This is a genomic window from Labilibaculum manganireducens (genome assembly GCF_002843385.1).
GTDB classification, from domain to species: Bacteria; Bacteroidota; Bacteroidia; order Bacteroidales; family Marinifilaceae; genus Labilibaculum; species Labilibaculum manganireducens.
Window position 1 is genome coordinate 166191 of the sequence record NZ_MVDE01000001.1, and the last position, 22654, is coordinate 188844.

20 protein-coding genes are annotated in these 22654 nt (G+C 34.9%); 14 read left to right on the forward strand and 6 right to left on the reverse strand.

What is annotated here, in order from left to right:
* Positions 1–45 precede the first annotated feature (45 nt).
* Positions 46–2667 carry a putative LPS assembly protein LptD gene (locus BZG01_RS00725; protein WP_143470800.1) on the reverse strand — a complete coding sequence of 874 codons (2622 nt, stop codon included), beginning with the start codon at positions 2665–2667 and terminating at the stop codon, positions 46–48.
* Positions 2668–2846: 179 nt separating this feature from the next.
* Between BZG01_RS00725 and BZG01_RS00730 the strand changes: the two genes are divergently transcribed.
* The 10 genes from BZG01_RS00730 to BZG01_RS00780 all read left to right on the forward strand — a co-directional run bounded on the left by BZG01_RS00730 (position 2847) and on the right by BZG01_RS00780 (position 13634).
* Positions 2847–4010 carry an N-acetylmuramoyl-L-alanine amidase family protein gene (locus BZG01_RS00730; protein ID WP_180327156.1) on the forward strand — a complete coding sequence of 388 codons (1164 nt, stop codon included), beginning with the start codon at positions 2847–2849 and terminating at the stop codon, positions 4008–4010.
* A 58-nt stretch (positions 4011–4068) separates the two neighbouring features.
* Positions 4069–5298 carry an MlaD family protein gene (locus BZG01_RS00735; protein ID WP_101307907.1) on the forward strand — a complete coding sequence of 410 codons (1230 nt, stop codon included), beginning with the start codon at positions 4069–4071 and terminating at the stop codon, positions 5296–5298.
* 389 nt (positions 5299–5687) lie between these two features.
* On the forward strand, positions 5688–7118 hold the full coding sequence (gene dnaA / locus BZG01_RS00740; protein ID WP_101307908.1) for a chromosomal replication initiator protein DnaA: 1431 nt from the start codon (positions 5688–5690) through the stop codon (positions 7116–7118).
* A gap of 108 nt (positions 7119–7226) precedes the next feature.
* Positions 7227–8087 (forward strand): EamA family transporter, encoded by an 861-nt coding sequence (locus tag BZG01_RS21365; protein WP_143470801.1) that lies wholly within the window; start codon positions 7227–7229, stop codon positions 8085–8087.
* 25 nt (positions 8088–8112) lie between these two features.
* Positions 8113–8724 carry an IMPACT family protein gene (locus BZG01_RS00750; RefSeq protein ID WP_101307910.1) on the forward strand — a complete coding sequence of 204 codons (612 nt, stop codon included), beginning with the start codon at positions 8113–8115 and terminating at the stop codon, positions 8722–8724.
* A gap of 386 nt (positions 8725–9110) precedes the next feature.
* A complete protein-coding gene (gene pyrB, locus BZG01_RS00760; RefSeq protein WP_101307912.1) occupies positions 9111–10016 on the forward strand; it encodes an aspartate carbamoyltransferase in 906 nt (301 codons plus the stop codon).
* Positions 10017–10048: 32 nt separating this feature from the next.
* The gene (gene pyrI / locus BZG01_RS00765) at positions 10049–10507 is read left to right on the forward strand and encodes an aspartate carbamoyltransferase regulatory subunit (protein WP_101307913.1); all 459 of its coding nucleotides are present in this window, start codon (positions 10049–10051) and stop codon (positions 10505–10507) included.
* A gap of 133 nt (positions 10508–10640) precedes the next feature.
* A complete protein-coding gene (locus BZG01_RS00770; protein WP_101307914.1) occupies positions 10641–11300 on the forward strand; it encodes a hypothetical protein in 660 nt (219 codons plus the stop codon).
* Positions 11301–11685: 385 nt separating this feature from the next.
* A complete protein-coding gene (locus tag BZG01_RS00775; RefSeq protein ID WP_101307915.1) occupies positions 11686–13176 on the forward strand; it encodes a dihydrolipoyl dehydrogenase family protein in 1491 nt (496 codons plus the stop codon).
* A gap of 143 nt (positions 13177–13319) precedes the next feature.
* Positions 13320–13634: a hypothetical protein gene (locus tag BZG01_RS00780; protein ID WP_101307916.1), complete on the forward strand. Its 315-nt coding sequence runs from the start codon at positions 13320–13322 to the stop codon at positions 13632–13634.
* A gap of 66 nt (positions 13635–13700) precedes the next feature.
* Here the strand turns inward: BZG01_RS00780 and BZG01_RS00785 are convergent, their stop codons facing one another.
* From BZG01_RS00785 to BZG01_RS00805, 5 genes are all read right to left on the reverse strand, one after another.
* Entirely contained in the window at positions 13701–14366 is a 666-nt protein-coding gene (locus tag BZG01_RS00785; protein WP_101307917.1) for a hypothetical protein, read from the reverse strand.
* Complete coding sequence (locus BZG01_RS00790; protein WP_101307918.1) at positions 14359–14886, reverse strand: RNA polymerase sigma factor; 528 nt, start codon at positions 14884–14886, stop codon at positions 14359–14361. The genes BZG01_RS00785 and BZG01_RS00790 overlap by 8 nt, the downstream gene beginning before the upstream one ends.
* Positions 14879–15109 (reverse strand): hypothetical protein, encoded by a 231-nt coding sequence (locus tag BZG01_RS00795; RefSeq protein WP_101307919.1) that lies wholly within the window; start codon positions 15107–15109, stop codon positions 14879–14881. Before BZG01_RS00795 ends, BZG01_RS00790 begins: the two co-directional genes overlap by 8 nt.
* 228 nt (positions 15110–15337) lie before the next feature.
* Positions 15338–15853: a hypothetical protein gene (locus tag BZG01_RS00800; protein ID WP_101307920.1), complete on the reverse strand. Its 516-nt coding sequence runs from the start codon at positions 15851–15853 to the stop codon at positions 15338–15340.
* Positions 15854–15902: 49 nt separating this feature from the next.
* Complete coding sequence (locus BZG01_RS00805) at positions 15903–16262, reverse strand: hypothetical protein (protein ID WP_101307921.1); 360 nt, start codon at positions 16260–16262, stop codon at positions 15903–15905.
* A 327-nt stretch (positions 16263–16589) separates the two neighbouring features.
* Here BZG01_RS00805 and BZG01_RS00810 point away from each other — a divergent pair, with 327 nt between their 5' ends.
* From BZG01_RS00810 to BZG01_RS00825, 4 genes are all read left to right on the forward strand, one after another.
* Positions 16590–18950, forward strand: a complete 2361-nt coding sequence (locus BZG01_RS00810; protein ID WP_101307922.1) for a TonB-dependent receptor — start codon at positions 16590–16592, stop codon at positions 18948–18950.
* 149 nt (positions 18951–19099) lie between these two features.
* Positions 19100–19675 carry an RNA polymerase sigma-70 factor gene (locus BZG01_RS00815; RefSeq protein ID WP_180327157.1) on the forward strand — a complete coding sequence of 192 codons (576 nt, stop codon included), beginning with the start codon at positions 19100–19102 and terminating at the stop codon, positions 19673–19675.
* An 85-nt stretch (positions 19676–19760) separates the two neighbouring features.
* Positions 19761–20786, forward strand: a complete 1026-nt coding sequence (locus tag BZG01_RS00820) for a FecR family protein (RefSeq protein ID WP_101307924.1) — start codon at positions 19761–19763, stop codon at positions 20784–20786.
* A complete protein-coding gene (locus BZG01_RS00825; protein ID WP_101307925.1) occupies positions 20779–22629 on the forward strand; it encodes a carboxypeptidase-like regulatory domain-containing protein in 1851 nt (616 codons plus the stop codon). The genes BZG01_RS00820 and BZG01_RS00825 overlap by 8 nt, the downstream gene beginning before the upstream one ends.
* Positions 22630–22654 lie beyond the last annotated feature (25 nt).

Here is a 22654-nt window from a genome sequence, read left to right on the forward strand (position 1 = left end):
CAGCATGAAAACATACTGGTCTAATAATATTATTAAAGTTTAGCGTTAAAAATTCACATCCTGCCAAGCCTGTTTCTTTTCGTATTTTAAATCTGCCAAAATTGAAGATTCCACATTAATTCGGAAGTTATAAGATTGATACGCCCCAAATGGTATGGTATTGAAAGACATTTGCCAACAGTGCAGGTCACGGGTAATCGTAAATTGAGAAGAAGTTACTTCTTTAGCTGTAAAATCATATCCTGATGAAAAACTAACCTTCCACTTTGGTGTTAAGCTAAAATTTCCATTCACACCCATTCTCTGTCCAACAGTACTTTTTGATGTTGGTTTCGAATAAGTCCAACCGTAATCAATAGAGAACGACCAGGGAATATCAAAATCAACATATCGGGTATCTCTCCAAGGTTCAGCAGACTTATCATTTTTATTGTCCTTCCCACTATCTCCCTTCAGATCTTTTGACGACAAGCTAAAGCCCAAATCGATAGAGGCATTGGTTAATCGTGGGCCAAACTCATTAATTCTAATATTATTAGCATTAAGTTTATATGGATCGACGGTTGAGCGTACACTTAAATCCAATTTTTGATTAAAAAGCTTGGTTCTTCCCGACATTTGGATATTCGACCAGTTCAATGAATCTGCAAACATATTATATGAGGTAGAAAATTTTAAGCTCTCAATAATTTTTACCTTTTTAAATTCTTCTGTTCCGGTTGAATCATTTGCCGTACGCATTTTTGCCTCAACGTTATTATCCAAACCAAAACTAATACTTCCTGATTCCTTCGCTCCTGTTGGAGTTCCATACACACTCCCCTCAAATATTGAATATTCAACATCTTTATCTGTAGCTTCGTTTCGGTAAGTTTTGTAATATTTACTTCTGGGAATACCAATTTCAGGCGTATAACTCACACTAATACTTGGAGTCATTACGTGTCTGATAGCTGCTAATTTTGAGCTTTCCTTAAACGTATACATTCCATAAATTTTTGGACTTAAGGAAAGTGAAGCACTGGTTGAATAATTGTGTGCGTATTTAAAACCCTGAATCGTATCCGTTCGAACACCACCTTCTCCATCCTTTAAGGTGGCATCCCAGCTTTTCTTTACCGATTTGGAATACAAAACACCTTGATAATTTAAGGTTGGCGAAAGTGTAAGATCTTTCGTTAATTTAAAGTTCGTACTAATTGGAATACTGTGTTGATATCCATTTTGCCAATCTTTAACCAATGAAGAACTCATCAGTTCTTTTTCCTTCGTATTGATTCTATTTTCCAATTTTGAAGAATAACTCACTCCCACCTTATCATACCATTTCAAATTGGTACTTTTCCCTTTTGTACGGAACGGGTAAATTTGGGTCATATTTAATGACATACTAGGCAAGGTAAGTGAAATTGAAGTATCTCTGCTATTTTGTGAGTGACGAAAACTGGCATTCAAACTAAACGGACTGTCTGCCCATTTTTTACTGTAGGAAATACTTGATTGCTTCTGATTATTTGTAATCTTCTGTATCGATTGTGAGTTGTTTCTATCATTATTACTGGTAGAAAAGTTAACCGAAGCAGAAAAAGTTCGATACGGATTGGCCTTCGCATCTTGAGTATGATTCCAACGAATCGCGAAATCGGTCGACTCCGAAAAATCGGCCAACCCCTTATCACCATAGGTATTGGAATGATATTCTGTAGCAACCCGGCCATTGAACCGGTATCTCTTTTTATAACTCGATTCCATATATCCACCCCACGATCCGTTGGCAAAAATATCACCAGTCACTGCCAAATCCAGATATTCATTAATCGCCCAATAATAACCTCCTCCGCGAAGATTGAATCCTCTTCGCTGCTCTTCTCCATAACTAGGAACAATAATTCCTGATGAATAGGAAGAACTAAAAGGAAACATCGCAAAAGGCAAACCGATAGGCAAAGGCACATCTTCCAACACCAGATAAAGAGGACCTGAAACAATTTTATCGTCCTTTATCATCTTAGCTTTTGTCATTTTCACATAAAAATGCGGATGAGGATGATCACAGGTCGTATATTTTCCATTTCTAAGATAAAAAGTTTTGTCATCAATACGCTTGGTAATTTCAGAATGTACGAATCCACCTTCCTGCTCGGTAATAATTTCATTTACCAAACCCTTGCCTGTGTCAAAATTGTATTTAAGCTCCTTACATGTAAATTCTTCAGCACCATCTTTAAATTCAGGAGTATCGATAAATGTTCCGGTTGAATCTTTTATCCCGTAAGCAAAAGCTTCTTTCTTTTCCAAATCAAGCTCGATGTAGTATGCCCTTAACTCAATCTCACCATATTTTACAAAAGCATTCTTAGTTAAAAACACCTTCTGTCCGGTAAGAGAAAAAACAATTGTATCATCGGAATTGTATTCAATAGTTGCCTCAAAAAAAGCTTTTTTCTCCTTTTTAACAGAATCAGACACTAACGTATCCGACGAAACTTTTAACAATGTATCTTTTTCTGATATTTTATATTCCAATAAATTTGAGATAGCCACAGTATTCCATTCTGTAACCGGCTGATAATTACCATAATCATTAGTCAGATTAATAAACCCGAAGCTACTCAATGGAAATACTATTCCAATGAAAATAATAAAAACTCTTTGTAGTAATTTCAATTGCAATTTTTATCTGTTATTTTTGTAAAATAATCGAATTAAACGGCGCCAAGTCAGATTGACCAAATTTAACAGTCACGCCTTCTTAGGACGCCAAAAATACAAATAAAAGTGCTATATTCCCTAATCGAAACGAACTTCAAAAACATTTTTTAAGTTCTTTTATGAAGATTTTTCTAATGAACATTATTCCAGAATATATATATCGTGGTCTAATTACAAGATCATCAGTCGTTTTATTACTGCTATGTGCCATTGTTCTACAACCTCTTGCTGGAATGTCGCAAAGCAGTCATTCCAAGATCAATACTGTAGTAATTGATGCTGGTCATGGGGGAAAAGACCCTGGTGCAGTAAGCAAAATCATTAACGAAAAGGACGTTGTTCTAAGTATTGCACTTAAATTAGGCACTTATATAGAAAAATACTTTCCTAATGTTAATGTAATTTATACCCGGAAAACTGATGTTTTTATTCCATTAGATAGAAGATCGGAAATTGCGAACCAAAACAAAGCTGATTTATTCATATCTATTCATGCAAATGCAAATGATAATCCTTCTATTAGCGGAACTGAAACCTATACTTTAGGATTGCATAAAACCAAAGAAAATTTAGCGGTTGCGATGAAAGAAAATTCTGTTATGCTCTACGAAGATGATTACAGTACAAAATATGAAGGATTCGATCCAAAAAATCCTGCCTCCTATATCATCTTTAATCTATTACAAGGTATGAATAGGGAAAACAGTATTAATTTGGCAGAATTCACCGAATTTCAATTTAAAACAAGAGTCGGTCGTCACTCGAGAGGTGTTCGTGAAGCCGGATTCTGGGTTCTGAAGCAAGTTAGTATGCCATCAATACTGGTGGAAGTTGGTTTTGTCTCGAATCCTACCGAAGCCAATTACCTGAAGCATTCTGAAAATCAGGATTATCTTGCCAGTGCAATTTTCAGGGCTTTTCGCGATTACAAAACTAAAGTTGAAGAATCGAGCGTAGTTTTGGAAAGGAAAGAAGAATTAGTTCGTATTGATACAACTATAGCAACGTCTGCAATTAATGAACCGGAAACAAATTCACCACTCGAATATTGTGTTCAGGTAAAATCGTCAACAAAACAAATACCGTTAAACTCTGCTGCTTTCAATAATCTTGAAAATATTAAAGAACGTATGAGCGATGGAGTTTATAAATATACCGTTGGGTCCACTGACAAATACAAAGAGATTGTTATCCTCCAAAAGGAAATTAGAAAAGTAGTTAATGACTGTTTTGTGGTTGTATTTTACAATGGAGAACGTATTTCCCTGTCAAAAGCGAAAAAACTTCAAAAAACATAAGTAGTTTTGCCATTAAAATTATCCACAACCACTCAATCTGAAATTAAAATACCGAATTATGAAATTTTCAAAAGACGCAAAAATAGGACTTGTTGTTATTGGAGCCATTGTAATTTTAATTTGGGGTGTAAACTTTCTGAAAGGATTTAATGTATTCTCCAGCGAACAAGTTTTTTATGCAAGATACGAAAGGGTTGATGGACTAAAAAAATCAAGCTCAGTTACACTAAAGGGCTATAAAGTAGGCCAAATTAAATCCATCAAATTTAGCAGTGCATCAGCAGATCATCTTCTTGTTGAATTTGCTATCTCTGATCAATTTAAACTTCCTGCTAATTCGGTTGCTCGTATTGAGAGTGCAGACATCATGGGCACAAAGGAGATTAAAATTATACCCGGCAAAGGGAAAACTCTGCTTCAAACAGGCGATACAATTAAAGGAAGTATTGAAGGTGATTTAAAAGAACAGGTGAGCATGCAGATGTTGCCGCTGAAGAAAAAGGCCGAAAAATTAATGTCTGGTGTTGATTCGGTACTTACAGTAATACAATATATATTTAATGAGAACACGCGTGATAATTTAACAAGAAGCTTTGGTAGTATCGAACAAACCTTTAAAAAACTTGAAAATGCGTCGGGAACACTTGACACTATAATGACAGGACAAAAAAGTCATTTTGAAAATATTTTCGCAAATGTAGATTCAATAACAGGAAATTTAAAAGACAACAATAAAAACGTATCTACAATTCTATCTAATTTTTCAAATATTAGTGATTCCTTATCGGCTACAAATATTGCTCAAACCATAAACAATGCAAAAGCAACCCTTAAACAAACCAATGAAATTCTTGAAAAAATAAATTCAGGAAAAGGTTCTATGGGCTTATTAATTAATAACGATACTTTATATACAAATCTGGAAGCTGCTTCAAACGGTCTGACCAATTTACTGATTGATGTAAAAAACAATCCTAAAAAATATATGCATTTTTCATTATTTGATACTGGAAAAACCGTTTATATGGATTCTGAAAAATCTCAAAAGAAAAAAGACAAAGAGAATCACGTTTACTATAAGGTTCAGATTATGTCTTCTGCCTCTCAAATACCTTTGGATGACACGGCATTTAAAGGACACAGAAAGATTGAAGAAATCTATTTTAACGGAAGGTATAAATATACAATTGGGGAAACACAAAACTATAAAGATATTATCCGACAACTTAAAAAAATTCGTGATGATTTTCCAGATGCCTTTGTAATTAAGATAAGCCCTGAGAATTGATTTATATTGAAAAGCTGAAATTATAGTAAATCAAAACATCTTAAACAACTGAAGCCCTACCTTGTAAGATCAGTTTAATAATCTATTTAACGCACGGCTAGTTATGTTTACAGTGGATTAATTATAGATTGTATAATAAAGACCTTAAAGTATCGTATTCGGAAATGACTAACAACCAGAAAGTTAAACAAAGCCTAATATTAATTCATTGATTAACTGCAACTTAAATAATTTCTTTTTTTTTACGATTCTGTATCCCTTGTTTTATATAGAGTAATAAATGTTTTTAAAAAGTCAATAGCTAAATAATTTTTTTTTCATTTTTTTTTTGACAATCTTGCATAAGCAAAATTTAGCACACCCTACATTTTTAAAACACTGACACAGAAATGAATAATCATCACCTCCAGGTTTGGAATAATTGCTTGGCTGTAATAAAGGACAATGTGCCCCCGATAAGTTACAAAACATGGTTCGAACCAATCGTACCATTGAACTTAGAGAACCAAATCCTGACATTGCAAGTACCAAGCCATTTTTTCTACGAGTATTTGGAGGAGCAATACATTGATATTCTAAGAAAAACACTGCGAAAAGAAATTGGCAACAGTGCTAAATTGGAATACAATGTTGTGATGGAAAATAATCACATTGCAAATTCTAAACCTTTTTCTGTTGTAGTTCCCGGGAATAATGGCTCAAGCACAAAAAATCGTCCGGTTAGCATGCCTTCTGATAAGGAAGAACTAACCATTCGAAATCCGTTTGTTATTCCTGGAATTAAAAAATTACATATCGACTCGCAATTAAATCCGGACTATTCATTTGCAAATTTTATTGAAGGAGATTGCAATAGACTGGCAAGATCAGCAGGTGTGGCTGTTTCTGAAAATCCGGGAGGTACAGCTTTTAATCCATTGGTATTGTATGGTGATTCCGGTTTAGGAAAAACCCACCTTGCTCAGGCAATCGGAATTAAAACAAAAGAATTGTATCAGGATAAAACAGTATTGTATGTAAGTGCAAACAAATTCCAGACACAATTTACTGAAGCAATCAGAAATAATAATAAGAATGACTTTCTTCATTTTTATCAAATGATTGATGTTTTAATTATTGATGATATTCAGGAATTAGCAGGGAAAGAAAAAACTCAAAATACATTTTTCCATATATTTAATCACCTTCATCAATCGGGCAAGCAGTTAATTCTTACTTCTGATAAAGCTCCTATTGAGTTGAAGGGAATGGAGAATCGTTTGCTTTCCAGATTTAAATGGGGACTTTCGGCAGATCTTCAGAATCCTGATTACGAAACCAGAGTTCGAATTTTGCATCAGAAAGCATATAAAGATGGTATTGTACTTGATAACGAAGTGATTGAATACATCGCAAGTCATGTAACCAATAATGTTAGAGAACTGGAAGGAGCATTAATTTCATTATTAGCTCAGTCTACCTTAAATAAAAAAGAGCTTAATCTTGAACTAGCTGTTACCATTATCGACAGGCTGGTGAAAAACACCAAGCGAGAGCTTTCTATTGATTACATTCAAAAAGTAGTATGTGATCATTTTTCATTGCCAATTGATGTATTGCAGGTAAAAACAAGAAAAAGAGAAATTGTACAGGCTCGACAAATAGCAATGTATTTCTCGAAAACACTAACAAAAGCTTCTTTAGCTTCCATCGGATCGCAAATTGGGAAAAAAGATCATGCTACAGTGTTACATGCCTGCAAAACAGTAAACAATTTGATTGATACTGACAGAGGTTTCAAAACTCAAATTGACGAAATTGACAAGAAATTAAAAATGTAATTTTATTACTAATTATTATATTACTACCCTAAAAGCAGATTCATTTTGAATCTGCTTTTCTAATTTTAGACAAGATATTTTTCATTACTTTGCGCAAAAATTAAGTCTATGCTCAATCTATTATTTGCAATTCTTACTTCCACAGGAATATTTATCACCTTTAAATATCTGGAAAAATTCAAAATTGATATTCTTACCGCTATTGTCATAAACTATATAACGGCCTCTTTATGTGGTTATTTCCTGACAAATACCACGTTCAGTTTCAGTAACATTATTCAACAAGACTGGTTCAGCATATCCATATTAATTGGTATTCTTTTTATCATTGTATTCTTTATCATAGGCCGATCTACACAAAAAGCAGGCATATCGGCAACTACTTTAGCTAGTAAAATGTCCTTTGTTCTCCCCTTACTTTTTTCCATCATGTACTATCAGGAAGTCATAACAGGTAAAAAGATTTTTGGGATGATAATTGCAGTTAGTGCAGTATTATTCAGCATTTATAAAGAACAAGGAGATAAGATAAACCGCAGGTATATTTGGTTGCCAATACTTCTTTTTTTTGGAGCAGGAACTGTTGATTCATTGGTTAAATATGCACAACAGGAATACTTAAATTCCGGAGGAACAGAAGAGTTTTCGACACTGCTTTTTGCAATTGCAGGCATTGCAGGATTGATTACTTTGCTTATTCGAAAAGATAAATTACGTGACTTGTTTCAGCTAAAAGTTTTGATTGGTGGAAGTATTTTAGGGCTTGTGAATTTTGGCTCTCTTTATTTCCTGATTGCGTCACTAAACAATTCAGGATTCGACAGCTCAGTGGTTTTCAGTATTGTAAATATTGGAATTGTAGCTTGTTCTGTATTTATTGGCTTGAGCATTTTCGGAGAAAAACTGAACAAAGTTAATATATTGGGAATACTGCTGGCATTTATTGCTATTTTTATCCTGACAAATTAATTTAACAAGTATTTTTGAATAAAAAATGAGTGGCGATACTTACAAAACAATCAATCTGGCATCCGAAGGGCTATACAAAGAAAAAGGAAGTAAATTCATTGCATATGCTTACCCTGTAACCAACGAAGAGGAGATTAAAGAGTATATAGCCAATCTAAAAAAAGAATACTACAATGCCCGGCATCATTGCTATGCATATATGCTTGGAGCTGATAAATCTGAATACAGGGCGAATGATGATGGCGAACCTTCATCTACAGCAGGGAAACCCATTTTGGGACAAATACTCTCGAATGATATTACCAACATACTTATCGTAGTTATTCGTTACTTTGGTGGAACTAAACTAGGCGTAAGTGGGTTAATACATGCATACAAAACAGCAGCCACCGATGCAATTGCCAATACCGAAATTATTGAAAAGACTGTAAATGACATTTACAATATTAATTTCGATTATCTGGTTATGAATGATGTAATGAAAATCATTAAAGATGATCAACCGGAACAGTTGGGGCAAGATTTCAACCTAACCTGCCAAATCACTTTAAGTATGCGACAAAGTGAAGCAGATAGAATCCTTGAAAAATTCTCAAAAATCGATAGCGTTAAAACAGAATTCGTCAAAACCATTTAGTTAATTCGATATCAACATTATATGCATACACATTTCCCTGCTTATTTTTCGCTCAAAAAAAATGTTAATAATTAATCGATTTCTGATTTGATTTTCAGAATTATTTATGCCTATATTTGTAATCTAGAATGGAGATACAACTAATTCAATCTGGAACTGCAAATAATACCAAAAGAAGTAAAGACCTTTACTCCTTCTTACACATTTTCCATTATTTATTTCGAAGCAAACACGATTTGAGGATTAATTCCCGATTTGGCTATTTGGATAATCCTTTTCAAGAATATTTATCAAAAAACCCAACATTACTATCAAATTTAGTAATTGTTGGTTTTTTTTTGTGCAAAAAAAACAATCATATTATAAACACACTTAATTTTTAATCAATGGATAACAAAAGTTTAGTATCGATCGACGACTACACAAAAGAAGAAATCCTGGAAGTATTAGCAAGAGCTGCTGAGTTCGAAAAAAATCCTAACTGCAGCTTATTAGAGGGGAAAGTTGTTGCTTCATTGTTTTTTGAGCCATCAACCCGCACTCGCTTAAGCTTCGAAACTGCAATTAGTCGCATGGGTGGAAGAATTGTTGGATTCACCGATTCTTCGTCATCAAGCGTTACTAAAGGGGAAACTTTAAAGGATACCACTAAAATGGTGAGTAACTATTGCGACCTGATTGTTATGCGTCATCCGATTGAAGGTTCGGCCCGCTACGCATCTGAAGTGTCTGATGTTCCGGTAATTAATGCCGGAGATGGTGCCAACCAGCATCCATCTCAAACCATGCTCGATCTTTATTCCATCATGAAAACACAGGGAACACTTGAAAACCTGAATATTTTTATGGTTGGTGACCTTAAATACGGTCGTACTGTTCATTCTCTGTTGATGGCACTTTCTCACTTCAATCCTACCTTCCATTTTATTGCTCCTCCCGAATTGGAAATTCCCCGCGGGTACAAAATTTTCATGGAAAAAAATAATATCAAATATTTCGAACACACCGAATTTAATGATATTATTAACGATGCTGATATTTTGTATATGACCCGTGTTCAAAAAGAACGTTTTGCGGATCCTTTGGAATATGAAAAAGTAAAAAATGTGTACATCCTTAAGAATGATATGCTTAGCAACACGAAGGATAACATGAGAATTCTTCACCCGCTTCCAAGAGTAAATGAAATAGCTGTGGATGTTGACACCAATCCAAAAGCCTACTATTTTGAACAAGCTTTAAACGGTGTTTATGCCCGACAAGCTATCATAGCAAAAGCTCTTAATCTATAAATTCATACTCACGAATAAAAGCACATCATCATATGAACACAAAAAAAGAATTGCAAGTAAGCGCTATTGAAAACGGAACTGTTATCGATCATATTCCTGCTGAATATCTTTTTCAGGTAATTACAATTTTAGGATTGGACAAAAGTAAAAATTCAGTGACTTTTGGAAACAATTTGGAAAGTAAACTATTGGGAAAGAAAGCTATCATCAAAATTTCCGACAAATTTTTTGAAGATGAAGAAATCAATAAAATTTCATTAATTGCTCCGCATGCAAAACTAAATATCATTCGTGATTACAAAGTTGCAGAAAAGAAAATTGTAGAATCGCCTGAAAAAGTTATTGGTATTGCTAAATGTATGAATCCAAAATGCATTACAAATGTAGAAGCTGTAACCACTCGCTTTAAGGTGATAAATAACTCTCCTATTACCCTAAAATGCCACTATTGTGAGAAAATAACAGATCACAAAAACATAGAAATTGTATAATTGGCATTTCATTGTTCCTCATATAAAAGAAGTCCGCTTGGGCTTCTTTTTTTTGTAGAATAAATATTCATCCCCCATAGATAAAAGGATAATTACTACCTTTATATCCTCTAAAAAATAAATATCCCATAACATGACATCTTCAGAAGAACAGCTTCGCAAGCTAATATTACAAGCTATTGAGAAAGGGCAAAACGGAAAAATAAGGGCTTGTAATAAAGACTTGAATGCCATTTATTTGATTCTTAAAAAAGATCCTTTCTTACTTTGGGATGATACTGCCATTTCTCAATTGGGAAAGGCAATTATCATGATGCTCCATTTTGATTTGATTGATGATGAAGAACAAAACATCGGCCTGGCTCATCTCTCCTATCTGTTTATTACCAGAGGAATTGAAAAAGAAGAAAATTTAGCTCCTGAAGAAGATCCGGCGGAACTTTTCCGATTAAGAAAAGATCGTGTTATTCTGATGAAAAGTTGTGATGATTCGTTTGTTGATAGTCTACAGGAATTCTATTTTGCGGATAGCAAAGCCAAGGATTTGGATGAATATAACGATCAAAGAAAGGCAGTATTAAGTCGCCTGCCCTATCTTATATTTGCTGACATACATTTAATTGAACAGGAATACCAAAACCTTAGAGATGATGTATACTTACTTGAAACAGCAAATTTTATTGAGTATGAAAACGAGATGAGTGACGAGAACTTACAGGAAGGACTTTTACTGCACAAAATTTTGTATAAACATACTTATCAGAAGTTGAAAAATGGAGAATTGAATTACTAACAACTCTTTAAAAATTAAAGGATTGTTACATGTTATTTGAATACTTTTTACGTTAAAAATTCATTCCTTTACACATGAATTCTTGTTACTTACGGCTCTAAACAAACAGGATTGTGTGAGGGATAGCAGCGGTATCCTTTTTTGAGGAACGAAAAAAAGATTTAGCGAATAGCCCGACCCAAAGGGACACACCCAAACATCAGAAAAAGACTTTTTTATCCGCAAAACATATAAAAGCTTATGGGTTTGCACTTTTATTTATATCTTTCTACTTGATTTCGCGGGAAGCGCAAAAATGGCTGTAATTCTTCCTGTTACAAATACATTTTACCTAAGCATAACATGCTTGTAATTCAGCCAATTGGAACAATAAACAATAGTTTTTATGGATATAGAAAAATACGACCTTGTTGTCTTGGGAAGTGGACCGGCAGGTTTCTCGGCAGCAATGCGTGCCATCGATTTTAAAAAATCGGTTTGTATCATCGAGGCAAGTCATTTAGGAGGTGCCGGTATTATGAATGGTGCTTTAACTTCAAAGGCAATGTGGGAATTATCGAGAGATTTTTCAATAGCGTCGTCGGTAATGAGAGGTTATCGTGCATCGGGTTTAAATGTTGACTACAAAAAGGTTCAGCAAACCATTATACAGGCTGCGAAGCAAAAACAGCTACAAATGCTGTCGCAAATTGAGACTTACTCGGAACCTTCGGAGACTTACGGAAATATTACCTTAAAATACGGCTGGGGAAAATTTATAGATTCGCATACTGTTGAGGTAATTTCCAATAACAAAATAGAACAGATTAAAGGTGATAATTTTATTATTGCGACAGGTTCCCGGCCCAGACCTATGCCAGATGTTGAGATTGATAATGAGCGAATTATTGACTCGGAAGGCATAATGGATTTAAAAGAATTTCCGGAACGAATGATTATTATTGGCTCGGGAATTATTGGTTGTGAATACGCCACTATTTTTTCCAATTACAACCAGACAGAAGTTCACTTATTGGACCGACAGCATAAGGTAATTCCTTATGAAGATGATGATTTGAGTAATTTTGTTGGGAAAAATTTAGAAAGCAACGGTGTAATTATACATCACACGGCAAACTTAAGAACAATTCGAAAACGTCCGGATTTTTTAGAAGTTGTACTGGATTATCAAGATGGACATTCAACAGTAATAGAGGTAGATGTGGCTATTGTAGCTATTGGAAGAATGCCGAATCTGGATAATATTGGACTGGAAAATGTTGGAATCAACACTACAAATCGTGGTTATCTTGATATTAATGAAGTTTGTGCCACAGACAATTTTCAATCGTGCAACATTTTTGCTGCAGGTGATGTATCGGGGCATGCACAATTGTATTCGGTTGCTGAACTGCAAGGCAGATATATTGTTGAGGCTTTGTATGGCAACTCAGAATATCCATTGGACTACTCAAATATGTCGACCTTAATGTTCTTTAAACCTGAAGTTGCGGCTGTTGGTTTGAATGAGAAGGCCTGCCAAAAATGTGGTATTCCATACAAAGTTGCAACCTATTCAAACTCATTGGTAAACCGTGCTATTGCCATGCGTGCTACCGATGGATTTGTGAAAATTATTGTAAGTGATGATGGTAAGGATCGAATATTGGGTATGCGTGCTGCAGGGCCACAGGCTTCTACCCTAATCACATCCATTGCATACCAGATTACACAAAAAGGAACTTTGAAAGACATTCGGCAAAACGTTCATCCACACCCAAGTATTAGCGAGGGAATTCAGGAATGTTTGCGGGTTTTTGAAGGAAAATCAATTTATAAACCCAAAGCCTTTCCCGATTTAATAAAATTGGAAAGTTGGCAACCTGAAGAGGTTTAATACCAAATTAGACGCGATTATAAATCGCGTCTAATTTTTTTTTGCACTATTCAACTTTCCTCATTCGTGCTAAAAAATGTTTTGATATAAATCCCTGAAGATTTCGTAACTTTTAGTAACCCAAAATCTTAAAACAAACAGCTATGAACTCAACAGAAATGATGAACATTATAATGACTGGTGATTGGCGAAATACAGAAACAAATGATGTCTGTTCTTTTTCCTGGTCGGATTCGGATCATTCAATAACGATGAAATACATTTCCGGAGACAAGACCGGACGCAAAGATTCCCATCAATTTGTAAAATTATATCATAACGCTGAGTACCTGAAAAATTGCAATCTACTGCGGTATCAGAGTAATTTGTTTACCAGCGAATTTACTCTTGAATCGGAAAACGGCCCCCTTTTGGTCGTATCGAATGTTTTTGGGAAAATGAAACTTATCCGACAATAATAAAAAAAACGGAAAACCATCTTACAAGAACATATAAGATGGTTTGGTGCTATTCAATACGTGCTGTTAGTTTTCTATTTCTTTTATTAGCTCAAGAGCATTGTCACGAATAGGTTTATACTTTAATATCCAGAGGATATACCCTAACACCAACAATATTACAAGAATATATATAAACAATCCTGTTGCCATAAATACAATTATCATTGGAAATTCATTTACTGTTTTAGCAAACATTTTATACCAATGCTCTCCACTAAACAGAAACTGCCATGCTTCAACCAAATAAACTCTCCAATTTAGATCTGAATTAAAGAACTGCTTAATTGTTAAAAATATTTTTTCGTTAAGACCTAAACCTACAGCTAAGAAAAGAAATGCAGGAATACTAGCCAAATCTATTGGATGGAATATTCTGTATCGTTTTTCTGTTTTCTTCAATAACATCAAAGTTGGTTCGGCATAAGATATTTTTTTCATTTTCTTTTGTGCATAGGCCATACAAAACAAAAATATGGAAAATCCAGACACAATAAATACTACTTTAAGAATTGGCACAAGTCCTCCCTTTTCTATTTCGAAATAGAATATAGGAATGTAAATAATCAGAAGGACGATGTATGTTATTTTTAAAATCTTATAGAGTTTTTGAAGATTATTATCTTCCCTTTTTAATTTACCGATAAACGATCCCATATCGTTTGTATCCTTTGAAATCTTACTATTACTCATGTCTGCCTCCTGATAATTTAGATTTTAACTGCTCTTTAATTCTATGAATTTTCACCTTCACATTAGATTCTTTTATCCCAATTACATCGGCAATTTCTTTCATCGATAACCCTTCAAGCATCAGCGAAATTAAGGCCTTGTCGATCACAGACAATTGATTTAGCTCATTTTGAAGCTGATTAAGCATTGCTTCCTCCCTGTGTTTTTCAAGCAAACTTTCGTCATCAATGATGGAATTCAGATTTTGTGAATCACTGCTAACTATCAATTTCATCTGTCGGAAATTTTTGCCTGTAAAACTAAGAGAAGTATTCACGGCAACCCGATAAACCCATGTACTTACCATTGAATCGCCCCGGAAATTGTCCAGACTTTTCCAAATGTTTACAAGTACTTCCTGATACATGTCTTTCTGATTTTCGGAATTAGAATTGTAATAATTACAAATACGCCGAATCCGGTCGCTGTTTTCTGCTAAAATTTTATTAAATTGTTCTTCTTTGTTCACTTTATCAATCATTTTTTTGACATTCAAGAGATTTTTCCTGCAAAGGATGTTGCTTGTTGATAGCACAATATATTAAATAAGCCGCTCCGGTAAGAATAAACACAAACAAAATCCCTTCACCAATACCCAATTCAAAATCCGTCAACCGATCATAAAACCGTCTGCATAATAAAAAACCAATATTCCCAACTCCAAAAGAGGCATTCAAGTAGTAACGCAATCCTTTATTCTTCATTTTATACTTTCATTTTAATTTGCAATAAAAAAACTGAAGAGAAAACTTTTCGGTTTGACTAATCATCTAAACTTCCACAAGCCAACTATTATTTATAAAGCTTTCTTATCAATTTAGTACCCGAAATTCTGAATAGTTACAAATAATTTTATTTTTTTTCGAAAAAAAAATAAAACCGCTTTACATACATCTGTAAAGCGGTTTTATCTGGAGTTTCATCATCGTAGATCAACGCTTTGCCACCTCAGCAACAACTGCTTCAGGATCTTCTAAAATAGCCTGCTCTTCCCGATTCAATTCCAATTCCCGTATCAATTTCTCTTTAGTTGGGTAATAAGTTGCGAACAGCAGCATAATTATAACAGCAAAACCCAGCAAAAGCAATTCGCCGGTGAGTAAATAGGTAATAATGGCGAAGAAAGCCGTTCCTTCGAGCATTGCATATTTGATGATGCTGATTGCCCGATAAGATTCCATTTTAGTTTTTAATTCAGTCTCCTCTTTTGCCAGCTTTAATTTTTTGTTTGAAACTAAGTTGCCAACACTATAGGTCACAAGAAAAAACAAGGGTATCATAATCATGAACATAGTGCGCAGCACTTCATCGCCGGCCACAACTGCTCCTTGTGTTTGATTGATAAAAACGGCAAAGGATGCGAAAAACACCTGACCAATTAATAAGGCAGCATGAATAAGGGTACTGCTGCGTTGGTACTGCTGAAAATTTTGTTTTGTTTTATTCATATTGGTTTAAGATTTTTCTTTTTGACAGATACTATTTCTTAGATAAAACTTACTTTGAATTCATATAAACAGTAACCGATTTTGAGTTCAGCAAAACCAAAAGTACAATCAGTGTGATGAATAATACTGTATATGCCATAGCGTAATTCAGGCCCATTGCAAAAGCCATGAATATTGTGGCAAACAAAATAAATCCTGTTAGAATTCCTGCAATGTGCCGAACAAATTTCCATTTTGCAAGCAAGCCAATGGCCAGAATAATACTTAAGCCACCCATTATTTTAAAATGCCCGGTTTCTGATACAAAATACTCTTTGTACAAATCGGTTACAATAGGTATTGCAATAAGAATAATGGCAGCACAAAGTGTTGCTTTAAATCCTTTTTGCTGGTAAAATTTTAAATTCATAAAATTGTAATTTTCGTTTCGTATTTATCTGAAACAGCTCATTTACCTGTTTCAATTCCCGAATCTACAAAACAGAAACTAGCTAACAAAACATTTATATCGAAAAATTTAAATCTACTTTATAACATAAAAAGACTACTTTATCTTATTCTATTGAACCGTGGCTACATTACCAATAAAAAAAGAAAGGTGTCATTAAAAACACCTGAGAAGGATATCAAAAAAACTTTTCGCATTAAAATCATTTTTTCCGTTTCACAGTAGGGGTATTTCTTTCTTCAATTGTCTTCCTGATGATTTTAAGAATAATAATGCGAAATAAAAATCATGAAAATAAGAAATTACCTGTTAGTGTTACTGTTGATTCTTGCATGTAATCAGGAATCCAAAGCACAATCAAATAGTAAACTGTACTCCCAAACCATTCGGGGAACCATCATCGATCATGAAACCAAACAAGGACTTGTTGGAGCCAATATTGTGATTCTGAATTCCGATCCGTTTGAGGGAGCGGCGAGTGACATGGATGGCAATTTCATTTTAAAGCAAGTCTCCATTGGCCGAATTTCCATACACATTAGCTGTTTAGGCTACGAAGCAAAAACCATCGCAAATATTGAAATAGGTTCAGCTAAAGAAGTTGTTCTGAAAATTGAGTTAATAGAATCGCTTACACATATCGAAGAAGTAACGGTTCATCCTAAAACAGCCAGACACGAAACTTTGAATAAAATGGCTACCGTTAGTGGTCAGGCTTTCACCGTTGAAGAAACCAGCAGGTATTCGGGATCTTTGAACGACCCTGCCCGTATGGTATCTGGTTATGCCGGTGTTTCGGGCGACGGCGAGGGCTCAAATGAAATTATTGTACGAGGCAACTCTCCCAAGGGCATTCAATGGCGAATGGAAGGAATAGAAATACCAAATCCAAATCATTTTGCCGACGAAGGATCAACCGGAGGTGCAATTAATGCTCTAAACAGCAGCATGCTGAGCAATTCCGATTTCTTCACGGGTGCTTTCACAGCAGAATACGGGAATGCCTATTCGGGAATATTCGATATTAATTTGCGCTCGGGTAATAATTCCAAACACGAAAATACCTTTGGATTTAGCACTTATGGCATCGATTTTACTGTTGAGGGCCCTCTAAAAAAGAATTACTCTGGGGCTTATTTAGCCAACTATCGCTATTCTTCACTTGAACTGTTGGATAATATCGGATTGGTAGATTTCGACGGTGTTCCCAAATATCAGGATGGATCGTTTAAAATTGTACTCCCTACCCAAAAAGCAGGTAAATTCACTCTATTTGGTCTTTTGGGAAAAAGCAACATCCTGGCTAAGGAAGAGAATGATGAGGAAACTATTACTCTTGGGGAATACATTGTTAATTCAGATCTTACTGTAATTGGAATATCAAACCTTTTGCCCATTGGTAAAAAATCGTACCTGAAAAACACTATGGCCTACTCAGCAACCAATACTCAAAATGAATCAAGAATCTTAGGTGATGACAATACTATGTTTGTTGCCTTAAATGAAAAATATCAACACAATTACTTTAAATATGTCAGCACATTCAACACAAAACTAAATGCTAAAAACAGTGTAAAGGCAGGAATTGAATACACCCGTTTGGGTTTTGACATCAAGAGTGTTAACGACTTTAAAAATACCGGAGCATTTACAACAGATGTAAATTCCGAAGGCAAGTCTCATTTATTCCAATCATTTGTAAACTGGAAATACAGAATTACATCAGACTTCACTGTAGTAAGCGGGGTGCATGCAAGTTATTTTAAACTGAATAATGATTACACCATTGAACCAAGAGTTGGATTGAAGTATCAGTTTTTATCCAACCAATCATTTTCCTTTGGCTTTGGTATGCATAGCAAAACAGAGAGCCTGTCCACCTATTTCGTTCAATTACATGATAATGAAAATAATACCTACACGCCAAACAAAAATTTAAAAATGAGCAAAGCCATACACTATGTACTTGGCTATAACAATCAGCTGAACCGTAACCTGCATTTAAAAGCAGAGGTCTATTATCAGGATTTATATGATGTAGCTGTTGAAAACGACCCAAACAGTAAAATAGTACTTCAGGATATAAAAGAGGGTTTGGCCGATTTTGATTTTGTGAACAAAGGAACTGGTAAAAACTACGGTTTGGAGTTGAGTCTGGAACGATTCTTCCATAACGATTTTTACTATTTGCTTACAGGATCTTTATACGAATCAAAATTTACAGCCTTGGATGGTATTGAGCGAAATTCAAGATACAATGGAAATTATGCTGCCAATCTTCTTATTGGGAAAGAGTATAAGGTTGGACGAAATGATCAAAACAGAATTGGTTTAAATGGAAAAATAACATTCAGAGGAGGACAATATTATACACCGGTAGATTTAGCGAAAAGTCAGGAAGCCGGAGAAACCGTATATCTTGCCAATAGTGAATTCAGCAAACAAGGAGATGATCTTTTTATTCTGAATGCCTCATTCTCATACAAGGTGAATCGTAAAAAAACACAACATGAATTTAAAATAGATATTAAAAATGCAAGTAATAATAAGGCCAAAATATTGGAAAGATATAATGAAGCAACTCATAAAATAGAAGATGGTAAACAACTGTCATTATTGCCTACTTTGCAGTATATACTTTACTTCTAAGGCTAAATAAAACAGACCAAAACAAATAAACACCACGCAAGAAGCGCAAAAAACGTTCCTTGCGTGGCATTCTATTTATATCTCAGACACTTAATTAATTTACATCATAAAAAAAACATTTACCTTTGTTGCTCTTAACTAGCTTAACATTGACTACTGAAAAAACAATACAATCGGAATGCATTAACAGAACAGATTTCGAAACTTTGTTTAACGCCCATTACAGTCGTTTGTGTTCTTATGCCTATAATTTTCTGAAAGAAGAAGAAGGATCTGAAGAAGTTGTTCAGGAAGTGTTTTTCAAACTATGGATTCACCGACACGATATTCGCATTGAAAGTTCAATGGAATCCTATTTATACCGTGCCGTTCGAAACTCAAGTCTAAATCTGATTAAACACATCAATATCCGGGAAAAATACAAAGAACATAACCGACAAGAAATCGAATATTCCGAACGTCTGGAAAATGATCCGATGAATGCTTCCGAATTGGAGCTTAAAATCAGAAGCAGTATTGATCTGTTGCCTGAACAACGAAGGAAAATATTTATTCTAAGCAGATATGAGCAGCTCAAATACAAAGAAATAGCGGATAAATTAGGGATATCTGTTAAAACCGTAGAAAATCAAATGGGAAAAGCCCTGCAATTTTTGCGAAAGGAATTGGCAGACTATCTCCCGTTGCTGGTTCTGTTCTTCAGTCATTTTTTTAACGGAGAATAGGGTTAAACACAATTACAATTGTCATACTTATAAAGAACAATACACCAAATAAAAGCGATACCCTATTAAGAGAAATTAATTGTGCATGAAAAACGATAACCTACATATTAGTGATGCATTCCTTGCCAAATTCCTTTTGGGTGAAACCAACAAGGAAGAGCAAAGCGTGGTTATTCGTTGGCTGGAAGAAAAGCACGAAAACCGCAGACATTTAGATCAATTGGAACAAATTTGGCTGGAAAGCGGCAAATTAAATCCTCATCCAATTTCGGTTAATAAAAAATCAGCATGGACAAAGCTATCTTTTCGGTTAAATCAGCATGAAAAAACCCTCTCTCCGTCTATTCAACGGTTTTCCCGATTTAGAATTGCTTTAATCAGCTCTGCAGCTGCATTCATTCTTGTTCTTTTTGGTATTTTCAATTGGTATTCCGATAATAAAATTCAAACAGAAGAATACTTACTATCCAACACCAGCCAATCTACCATTCAAGATAGTTTACCGGATGGATCAAAAATTTATTTGAATAAGTTCGCTCACATTAGCTACCACACCTCAAAAACCAGGCAACGCATTGTAAATTTGCAAGGTGATGCTTTCTTTACTGTGAAAAGAGATACACTTAGGCCATTTATTGTTAATGCAGGTATTGGAGGCGTTAAGGTGTTGGGGACAAGCTTTCAGGTGAAGATGAAAGAAAACGGAGATATTGCTGTGGATGTGAATTCCGGCAAGGTAGAACTCTTCCGCCCGAATAAAACCCAAACCGATACCTTGCACATGATTTTAACCAATAACGAAGGAGGCTTAATTTCGAGCCAACAAGATACAATTATAAGATTGACAAGCAATTCTTCGGCTTTTTTCTGGGTTGATAAAAGATTGTCCTTCAGAAATAAACCATTAAAAGAAGTATTCAAAGTACTTGAATCCTGTTATCACATCACTATAAATTCAGACAATCCTGAAATAAACAATCTTTACTACTCTTCTTCATTCATTGATGAAGATGCTGAAAATGTGATTAAAGTTATCTCAAAGACATTTAACTTAACTTACAGCAGGAAAAAAAACACATTTACTATATCAGACCCGAAAAAGAATGAATAAAATTGCCCTGATTCTATCAATAACAATAGCCTGTATTCTCTGCATCATGAAGATACAGGCTCAAAACTTTCTGGAAAAGAAGATCAACCTGGAAGTTACAAATCAAAGTACTGAAACTACAATGTTTATTCTAGAGAAACTTGGAGGCTTTAACTTCTCATACGATGCAATGTTACTCGACCCAAGTAAAATGATTTCGATTAAGGGCAAGCATCAGTCTCTCGAAGAAATATTGGATGAGCTCTTTAAAGGAAGATTGACCTATAAAGTGATCGGTTCGCATGTTATCTTACAATCGAAAAATAAGTCTGATTTGAGCAATACCATGTGGGTTTTATCTGGTGTGATTACAAATTCAAACGGAAATCCACTCGAAAATGCAATTGTTTATGAGGTGAATCGGCAAGCTTCATTCATTACCAATCCTAACGGAAAATACCTGTTGCATTTAGAAGGCAATCAAAATTCTGGTATCAACTTTAGCTGCAAAGGATACAAAGACACCATTGTTTATGTTCAGGCTGGTAAAAAACAGCAGCTAAATATTGTTCTTAAACCATGGCAGGCACAAAGTATCTTTAAAACAGAACCTGCTTTTGCCCAAAACTTACATTCCAGAACCAAAGCAATTAATTGGGCCTATACCAATAAAGAGTTACAGGATATTGGTTTTGTCAACCTTATGGTGACGAACAAAGCACTCTATATTTCCAACAACCTCAATGTGAGAGAAGTACGATTTGTTCAGGTATCATTTATTCCCTCCTGGGGAACCAATCAATTAACAAATGGACTGGTTACAAACAAATTATCTATGAATATTATCGCGGGATATTCGGCAAATATTGAGGGGTTCGAAATTGGAAGCGTAGCCAATATCATCCGGCAGGAAATGAATGGTGTCCAAATTTCCGGCGTTGCGAACGTGGTGGGTGAAGATGTACATGGTGTTCAGGCTTCCGGTGTTGTCAATACAAATTTGGGAAACATGGATGGAGTTCAAATAGCTGGAGCAATTAACAGAGTAAAAGGCGATATTAAAGGCCTTCAAATAGGTGGAGCCATAAATTCTGCTGCTGCAAAATCATTGGACAGCATCCCCTATAGAGGTTGGAACGGACAAATCAGCGGAGGAATTAATCTGCATGGTGGTGAGCGAATTAATCTGCAGGTCGGTGGTGTCTACAATCAAGCAAACTCGGTAGATGGGCTTCAAATTTCGGGGGCAATTAATCTGGTGAGAGGAACAACCAACGGGGTGCAAATATCTGGGATCTACAATCAAACCGACAAGTTGCGGGGCATACAAATTGGTCTCATCAATTTTGCCGACACTATTGAAAATGGTTTTCCGATTGGATTGGTGAATATCATTAAAAACGGCTATCACAAATGGGAACTTTCAACAGATGAGTCGTTTTACTTTAATGCAGCCTACAAAACGGGTGGCAAAAATCTTTACAGCTTTCTAAGAATTGGAGCGGGTAAATATCTTAACATTGCTTATGGTATTGGCTGCACAAGCAATCCCAAACGCAAATTTTCAATCAACTTGGATGTGTCTGGTTCTTCCCTTTTTAACACTGATTCTGACTATGATGCTTTTGCTGGTGATCTGTACCGGGCTCAGCTTGGCCTTAATTTTAAACTGAACAAAAATATCACTATAAGCACAGGACCATCTTTCAATTTTTGTAGTCCGTATAAGGAACAAAAAGAGCTTAACAAAACCAATTTATCCAATAAAAACAATCTCTTTTTTGGAAATTACTATTTAGATAAGTCTGTAAATACCAAGAAAGGTCAGTATTGGTTTGGCTGGCAATTCGGCCTTAGATTTTAAACATTTATAATCAGATTCAACACAA